We start from the raw sequence: 7,344 nt of genomic DNA, 5'->3' as shown, positions 1-7,344 counted from the left end.
AATCGCGGTCGGACAGCCCGTGATTCAAAATGCTTTCGGAGACGTTCTGTCGGGGTCAATTTCTGATTGGCTAGACAAGAGTCTATGAGGAAAGAATCCACTCGCCTTTAGGCAGTGGAGTGTCAACTATGATGTGAATACAGAAACCTCGGCGGGTCGTCGTCGGCTCCGTCAGGTCGCTAACACCTGTAAGGATTATGGTCAGCGCGTTCAGAAGTCGGTGTTTGAGTGTCGCTTGAATGAGGCACAATATGAGGCGTTTCTTGCAAAGTTGGTCAAAATCATCAAACGAGAAACGGATAGTTTGCGAATTTATCGCCTACGGGGGGATCGGAGTGATTGTGTGGATGTCTATGGTTTGGATCATTATGTTGATTTCGATGAACCGCTCATTTTGTAGCGCGAACCCCAAGCGATGGTTAAAATCTAGGGGGTTTCGCGCACCTTACGGGGTAAGGGTTTCAGCCCTTAGTGTTGGTTTTTCCCTCAGTTGTTTTGCCTCTTCTCAAGGGGGTTCGCGTTTTGGGGGTCTGGATTGCTTATTCTGTAAGGGTTTGGTATAATCGCGGTAGCACCCGGCCTCCGGGCTGGGTGAGGATTGAAACCTTTTTACCTAGAATAAACTCGTTATACCAAATGTAGCACCCGGCCTCCGGGCTGGGTGAGGATTGAAACGGGAATTATGTGCTAGGCGGTGATGCCGTAGGCGTAGCACCCGGCCTCCGGGCTGGGTGAGGATTGAAACACCAGCCGGAGAAATCGGTAGGCCCCTCCGGTCGTGTAGCACCCGGCCTCCGGGCTGGGTGAGGATTGAAACAAGCCCTTATCCTAACGGCGATAACTGGGAAACAGTAGCACCCGGCCTCCGGGCTGGGTGAGGATTGAAACTAATTCCGCCAAGTCACCGCAATCAACCGCCCATTGTAGCACCCGGCCTCCGGGCTGGGTGAGGATTGAAACCTTATGTATTATGTAAAGGGTAGTAATTTGTATACTTGTAGCACCCGGCCTCCGGGCTGGGTGAGGATTGAAACCCGATGGACTTGGCTATGGATCTAATTACGATGGGAGGTAGCACCCGGCCTCCGGGCTGGGTGAGGATTGAAACGGCGGTGACGCTATTCTGTGGCGAGGGTACGCCAGTAGCACCCGGCCTCCGGGCTGGGTGAGGATTGAAACGCCATGTTGAGGAAGTAGTCCCCCCCAAAGCGGCGTAGCACCCGGCCTCCGGGCTGGGTGAGGATTGAAACACCTTGGCAAGGTTGATAGTCGTGAATGTCACCGTAGCACCCGGCCTCCGGGCTGGGTGAGGATTGAACAAAAAGAGCGACGCACTCCCCCACCTCGCCGCAGGCAGGTGGGGGTCAAGGAGCGGTGGGTCTTAGTCGTCCTTTTTGAGCGACATAAAACAGTGTCATGATGTTAAAATTCTCCCATGAAAGTCAAGAAGCCCACCAAAATTATCAGAACCGATAAGTGGACATTAAACCCAACCGCCCAACAGCGTGTTTTGTTTGGCGAAACGGTGAAAGTCTACCGTCGGCTCTGTCGGTATGTGGTAGGCATTGTCTTCACCCATTGGTCAGAGTTAGGGGGTTTATCCTCACAGCAACAAATCCCTGCGGTAGAGCGTTTAATCCACGCAACCGCTAAACGTTGCGCCAACGGTTTCATGGCTGGCTCAAGGCAAAAATTCGCGATTATACTCCCTCTGTTCAGGGCTGTGGTAATCGGGAATAATCAATAATCAGGATCCTAACCGACTGGTTAAATTAACTAACCGCTCACAACAATCCAAACGATCGAGGTGGATTTCAATGAAACAGAGGCGATCGCGCAAAAGTTGAGCGGTGGCCAGTGCTTCTTCTAAATCCCCCTCGGTATGGACTTCACAACTCCAACTCTCCCCGAAAATTTCCGGCATTTTGTGATACTTCCACGGCTGAAGATCATTGTAAGCCCCATCATGAATCATCCGTTCAATGGTGTAGCCGTCATTATTAATCAAGAAAACAATCGGATTTAATCCATGACGGATAATAGTCGATAATTCCTGACAGGTCATCTGAAACGAACCATCGCCAATAAATAACAAAATCCGATGATTCCGTTGAGCCAAACCAGCCCCTAAACAAGCCGGAAGCGAGTAACCAATGGACATATAAAAGGCCTGGCCAATGAATTTGGCATCCTGACGGATGGGGAGGTCAATACAGGCAATAATCGCGTCTCCGGTTTCGGCGATCGCAATATTCTGTTCCCCCATAAAATGATTCATCCGTTGGTAAAATCGGGCATTGGTGAGGGGGGCTTCCGATTGCACCACAAAGGGATCCCCTAAAAGCGTGGAAGTGGGCTGAATGTTTAGGGTTTGAGGAGAGCGCGGGCTTAAGGTTTCCATTAAACAATCCATAAAATCCCCTAGGTAAATGGGGGAATAGTAATGATGCTTAATTTGGACTCGTTGTAAATTAGCATTGATTAACTTCCCTCGCTCCAATTGGGCTGTATAGCCCCCTAAATTCGTGTCTGAGAGGATCGCCCCTAAACAGAGAATACAGTCAGCTTGTTCCACGCGATCGCGCACATAATCCCGACTCAGCGCCCCCACATAATTCCCAATAAATTGGGGGTGCATTTCCGTAATACTAGACTTACCCAACAGAGTCGAAGCGATGGGATAACCCGTTTTTTCCACCAATTCCACTAATTTCCCTTGGATGCCGTAGCGATGGAGTTCCACTCCCGCCAGAATGACCGGATATTTTGCCCTTTCCAGCAACATTACCGCTTCTTCCACCGCTTCCCGCAAGGCCTGTTCATCACTACTGGGGCGTACCACTAGGGGCTTTTGCGCGGGAATCGTGCAAGGATGGGCGACTAAATCAACCGGAATCTCAATATACACTGGGCGCTTATAACGGAGACAAGCGGCCAAGGTTTGATCAATTTGCTGAGTCGCTTGATCCGGGGTTAACGTAACAGCCGCCACCGTTACCTTTTCTAACACCGACTGCTGAAGGTTATAGTCTCCCGTCGTGTGGTGAAGCAGAAGGGGATTCCAGAGATTTTGATGGGCTGTGGTGGGGGGTGCGCCACTAATCACAATCAGGGGGACTTGTTCAGCATAGGCCCCCGCAATGGCATTCACTAAGCTTAACCCTCCCACACCATAGGTCACACAAACCGCACCTACCCCTTTTAAACGGGCATAGGCATCGGCCGCATATCCCGCATTGAGTTCATTACAAGTTCCCACTAACTCCAGGGAACTCTCTAACAACAAATCCATAAACTTGAGGACATAATCCCCCGGTACCCCGAAAATATGCCCAATGCCGAGGGCTTCGAGTTGTTCCACTAAATACTGACCGATGGTGGTGGTCTTGAGACGAGAGCCTTGCAGGTCAAGAGCGGAGGGAGTCATTACCATAGGTGAGATTCCTTGTGAGTTGAAGCTATAGCCTCTACTCTAACGTGACATTTTATTAATTAATGTTGCTTAAAGTACATTTTTGTGCATCCTACAGATCAAGAGAGGGACATGAATTGAGGGGGGACAGAGTGCTAGTATTAAATCCAGTTTGGCCGTCGATGCGCCTGATAGTGCGATCGCGCCCACGGAAACGGTTAACCCAAACGGTTTGATTTTGACCCCTATGAAGTTCATTGATCCCACGACCGATTTCGGCTTTAAAAAAATCTTTGGTTCTGCGGAGCATTCTGAAGTCCTGCTCAGTTTCCTCAATGCCGTCCTTTATGAAGGCAACCCCGTCCTCGAAGAAATCACCCCAGAAGTGCTGGACTGGACCGAATTAAACCCCCGTATCCCCGCCCCTCCGCTTCGGGTCAATGCCAAACTCAACGGGGACACCACCTGTTTAATTGAAATCCAAGTGCTGAGTTTACCCACCCTCAGCAAGCGGGTTTTATTCAATGCAGCCAAAACCTACGCCCTACAACTGAATAAAACCGATGTACCCTTAGAAATTAAGCCCTTGATGACCCTAACCATCACGGACTTTGAAATGTTCGAGCAACAGCCCAATATTGTGTCCCGTTTTGCCCTCAAAGAAGTTGAACAAGGGTTTGACTATCCCAACAATGAACTAGGTTTAGTCTTCATTGAACTACCGAAATTCAAGAAAACCGTTGAACAATTAACCAGCGTCACAGACCAATGGCTCTACTTTTTAAAACAAGCTGGGACATTACAAGCCATTCCCCCCAACTTCCAAGCCATTCCCGCCTTAACTCAAGCCTTTGCCTGTGCCGATAGTGCCAGCTTAAGCCGTGAAGAATTCGACGTTTTACAACAACAACGCCTCTTTATTGCTGACCAGCGAGAATCTCTTTCTTTAGGACGTTCTCAAGGTTTACAGGAAGGAATTGAACAAGGCAAACAAGCCGGGATTCGAGAAGGAATTGAACAAGGCAAACAAGCCGGGATTCAAGAAGGAATTAAACAGGGTCGTTTGCAAGGGTTACAAGAAGGGATTGAACAGGGCAAACAACAGGGGATTGAACAAGGCAAACAACAGGGAATGCTGACCGGACAGTTTGCCATTGTTCTACGCTCCCTGAAACGCCGTTTTGGGGACATTTCCAAAGATTTACAGGGTCAAATTAAGCAATTATCCAGTGAACAGTTAGAGAATCTGGCCGAGGTCGCTTGGGACTTTATCACAGAGTTAGAGTTAATGGAGTGGGTAGAAGATCAATTAACTCAGGGAGATGTAATAGCGGAAGAAGGAGAAGAGCAAAGCTAAAAAACGCCCAAAGTCAAAGGAAATCAAAGACTTTGGGCGCTTATTGTGATCACCAAACCTGCGGATCAGAGTTTCGTGCCACACTCCGAGCAGAACTTGTGAGCCGTGGAGTTTTTCGCCCCACATTGGCTACAGTGAATAATCCCCACCGCTTGATCAATTTTGCTCTTTTCCGGTAAACCCAACATTTGAGCATTACTCTTACCGGGGGCAATCATGGGATAACAGTTTTCATCCTGCTTCACATGAGCGTCAATCAACACTGGACCATCATGAGTTAGCATTTCCGCGATCGCCTCTTTCAACTCAGACCGCTTCTGAACCAACATTCCCTTAATCCCGAAGGCATCCGCCAACTTGACTAAATCCGGCATCCCAGACTGCATATTTGAAGCCACATAGCGCTCCCCATAAAAGGTTTGTTGCCACTGCCTCACCATCCCCTGCCAGCCATTATTCACCACTACAGTCTTGACATTAATCCCATACTGTGCAAGGGTCGCCAATTCCTGTAAATTCATCTGGAAACTCGCATCACCGCTAATACAGATGACTTGCTCATCCGGCAAAGCCACCTTAACCCCCATTGCCGCAGGTAGACCATAACCCATCGTTCCCAACCCAGCACTCGAAATCCAGCGCCGAGGGCCATAATTAATAAATTGAGCCGCCCACATTTGATGTTGACCTACATCCGTCGTGTAATAGGCATAAGGCGCTTGACGGCCAATTTCTACAATCACCTCTTGAGGAGACAAACTCGACCCATGATGAGGAACCACCAACGGGTAATCTTTGCGCCACTCCTTAATCTGCTCCAACCAAGCATGAGTACGGTCATCACTCGGAGTAATATTCAACTCTTGAATGCGGTTTAAGATTTGATTTAAAACCACCTTCACATCACCCACAATCGGCACATTGGGAGCCTTATTTTTACCCACTTCCGCCGGGTCAATATCAATGTGAATAATCCGGGCCTTACAAGCAAACGCTTCTAATTTCCCCGTCACCCGGTCATCAAAACGCGCCCCTACTGCAATCAACAAATCACATTCCGTCACAGCATAATTCGCGTAAGCCGTGCCGTGCATTCCCAACATTCCCACCGACAGGGGATGATTTTCGTCAAAAGACCCCAACCCCATTAAGGTCGTTGTTACCGGGATTTGGAAATGTTCCGCCAATTGCTTCAACTCTTGATGAGCGCCCGACGTAACCGCCCCGCCCCCAACATACAGCAACGGCCGTCTCGCCTCCTGCATTAACTGAATCGCCCCGTTAATTTGGCGCGGATTGCCCTTAATCGTCGGACGATACCCCGGTAACTTCACCTCCCCCGGATTCACAGGCACATAGTCACACTCTTCAATGCCCACATCCTTGGGAATATCCACCAAAACCGGCCCAGGGCGACCTGTACTAGCAATATGGAAAGCCTCGGCGATAATCCGCGCCATATCCTCGGCCCGTCTCACCACATAGGAATTTTTAACAATAGGTAGGGTAATCCCCCAGATATCCGTTTCTTGGAAAGCATCGGTTCCAATGGCCGCCCGTCCCACCTGTCCGGTAATGACCACCATCGGGATAGAATCCAGATGAGCCGTAGCAATCCCTGTGACTAAATTTGTCGCCCCAGGACCAGAGGTGGCGAAACAGACCCCCACTTTCCCCGTAGCGCGAGCATAACCATCCGCCGCATGGGAGGCACCCTGTTCATGTCGTACCAGGATATGTTGAACATCGCCTCTCGCTTCGGCTCGATAAATTTCATCATAAATGGGCAGAATAGCACCGCCCGGATAACCAAAAATATGTTTCACCCCATGACGAACGAGACTATCAATCAGGGCAAAAGCTCCACTACAACGGGTGGGAGCTTGGGTAAAAGAACTAGATTGTGGAACGCTTGAAGAAACCACGGCTATTTTTTAGAACAGTATATTTGTACAATTTCGGAAAGTCTCCGGTGGATTTCACAGAAGACAAGCAAGCTCCTAGGGTTAAATCACTAGGATTCGCAAGGGTGTAGGTCGCTACAGATGAGCGCGCTACTGTTGACATCATCATCTCAAACCTGCTCGGCGGTTGGTTCTAACTTAAATTGGCGGCTGATGTTCAACATCATACTTACAAGTTAGCACGAACCCGAGTAGATTTTAGATGTTGGGGTATCGAAGCCCCAATGGCCGGAATCCTGACCCCATCTCTGATAGGCTAACCTGAGACGGCGACTTTTTGGCATTCTGTCAGGGATTGTTTAAGCTTTAGTAACCTTTGTTATGGTTCACCCAGGATTGATAACGCTTCTCTCTTCCAGATAGCCGTTTCAGCAGTCGCTTACTGCTTTTTGTGCCTTTCTTTTGGATTGATGCCCGTACCCTAGCCAACTTATCTCTCTTATTTTTGACCCCTTCTCCAGTAAACTTTTCGCCATCAGAACTCATTGCTAAATCAGTTCTACCTAAATCGACTCCCTTCACATCGGTAGTCTTAATAGGCTCCGGCGGTTCGTCCTTAACCTGGATATGGATATAAAATAATCCGTCCTTGTGCTTGCAAAGGGTGGCGG

The 7,344-nt window shown here is 49.1% G+C and carries 4 protein-coding genes, 2 pseudogenes and 1 CRISPR repeat array; of the genes and pseudogenes, 3 read left to right on the top strand and 3 right to left on the bottom strand.

The genetic code is table 11. The annotated features are described in order from the left end of the window. The first annotated feature begins 133 nt into the window (after nucleotides 1-133). Nucleotides 134-400 carry a CRISPR-associated endonuclease Cas2 gene (gene cas2 / locus K4A83_RS21170; protein WP_265266692.1) on the top strand — a complete coding sequence of 89 codons (267 nt, stop codon included), beginning with the start codon at nucleotides 134-136 and terminating at the stop codon, nucleotides 398-400. Nucleotides 401-568: 168 nt separating this feature from the next. Then, nucleotides 569-1,320: a CRISPR direct-repeat array (repeat unit 37 nt; unit sequence GTAGCACCCGGCCTCCGGGCTGGGTGAGGATTGAAAC). 115 nt (nucleotides 1,321-1,435) lie between these two features. Further along, nucleotides 1,436-1,657 (top strand): annotated as a pseudogene (locus K4A83_RS21165) (IS200/IS605 family accessory protein TnpB-related protein); the annotation flags it as partial. Nucleotides 1,658-1,747: 90 nt separating this feature from the next. On the opposite strand, the gene K4A83_RS21160 reads toward K4A83_RS21165, so the two are convergent. Beyond that, nucleotides 1,748-3,433 carry an alpha-keto acid decarboxylase family protein gene (locus K4A83_RS21160; RefSeq protein ID WP_265266690.1) on the bottom strand — a complete coding sequence of 562 codons (1,686 nt, stop codon included), beginning with the start codon at nucleotides 3,431-3,433 and terminating at the stop codon, nucleotides 1,748-1,750. A gap of 151 nt (nucleotides 3,434-3,584) precedes the next feature. Between K4A83_RS21160 and K4A83_RS21155 the strand changes: the two genes are divergently transcribed. Then, a complete protein-coding gene (locus tag K4A83_RS21155; RefSeq protein ID WP_265266689.1) occupies nucleotides 3,585-4,769 on the top strand; it encodes an Rpn family recombination-promoting nuclease/putative transposase in 1,185 nt (394 codons plus the stop codon). Between the two features lie 65 nt (nucleotides 4,770-4,834). Here K4A83_RS21155 and ilvB read toward each other — a convergent pair whose 3' ends face one another. Together ilvB and K4A83_RS21145 are read right to left on the bottom strand one after the other, a co-directional pair. Further along, complete coding sequence (ilvB, locus tag K4A83_RS21150) at nucleotides 4,835-6,694, bottom strand: biosynthetic-type acetolactate synthase large subunit (protein WP_265266688.1); 1,860 nt, start codon at nucleotides 6,692-6,694, stop codon at nucleotides 4,835-4,837. Nucleotides 6,695-7,039: 345 nt separating this feature from the next. Continuing rightward, nucleotides 7,040-7,344 (bottom strand): annotated as a pseudogene (locus tag K4A83_RS21145) (RNA-guided endonuclease InsQ/TnpB family protein); the annotation flags it as partial.

It is taken from the genome of Spirulina subsalsa FACHB-351, from assembly GCF_026130165.1.
GTDB classification, from domain to species: domain Bacteria; phylum Cyanobacteriota; class Cyanobacteriia; order Cyanobacteriales; family Spirulinaceae; genus Spirulina_A; species Spirulina_A subsalsa_A.
This window is presented reverse-complemented; position numbering and strand designations above follow the sequence as displayed.

Coding starts and splice junctions, on each gene's coding strand:
- K4A83_RS21160 (WP_265266690.1), bottom strand. CDS start 3,433: ATGGTAATGACTCCCTCCGCTCTTGACCTGCAAGGCTCTCGTCTCAAG.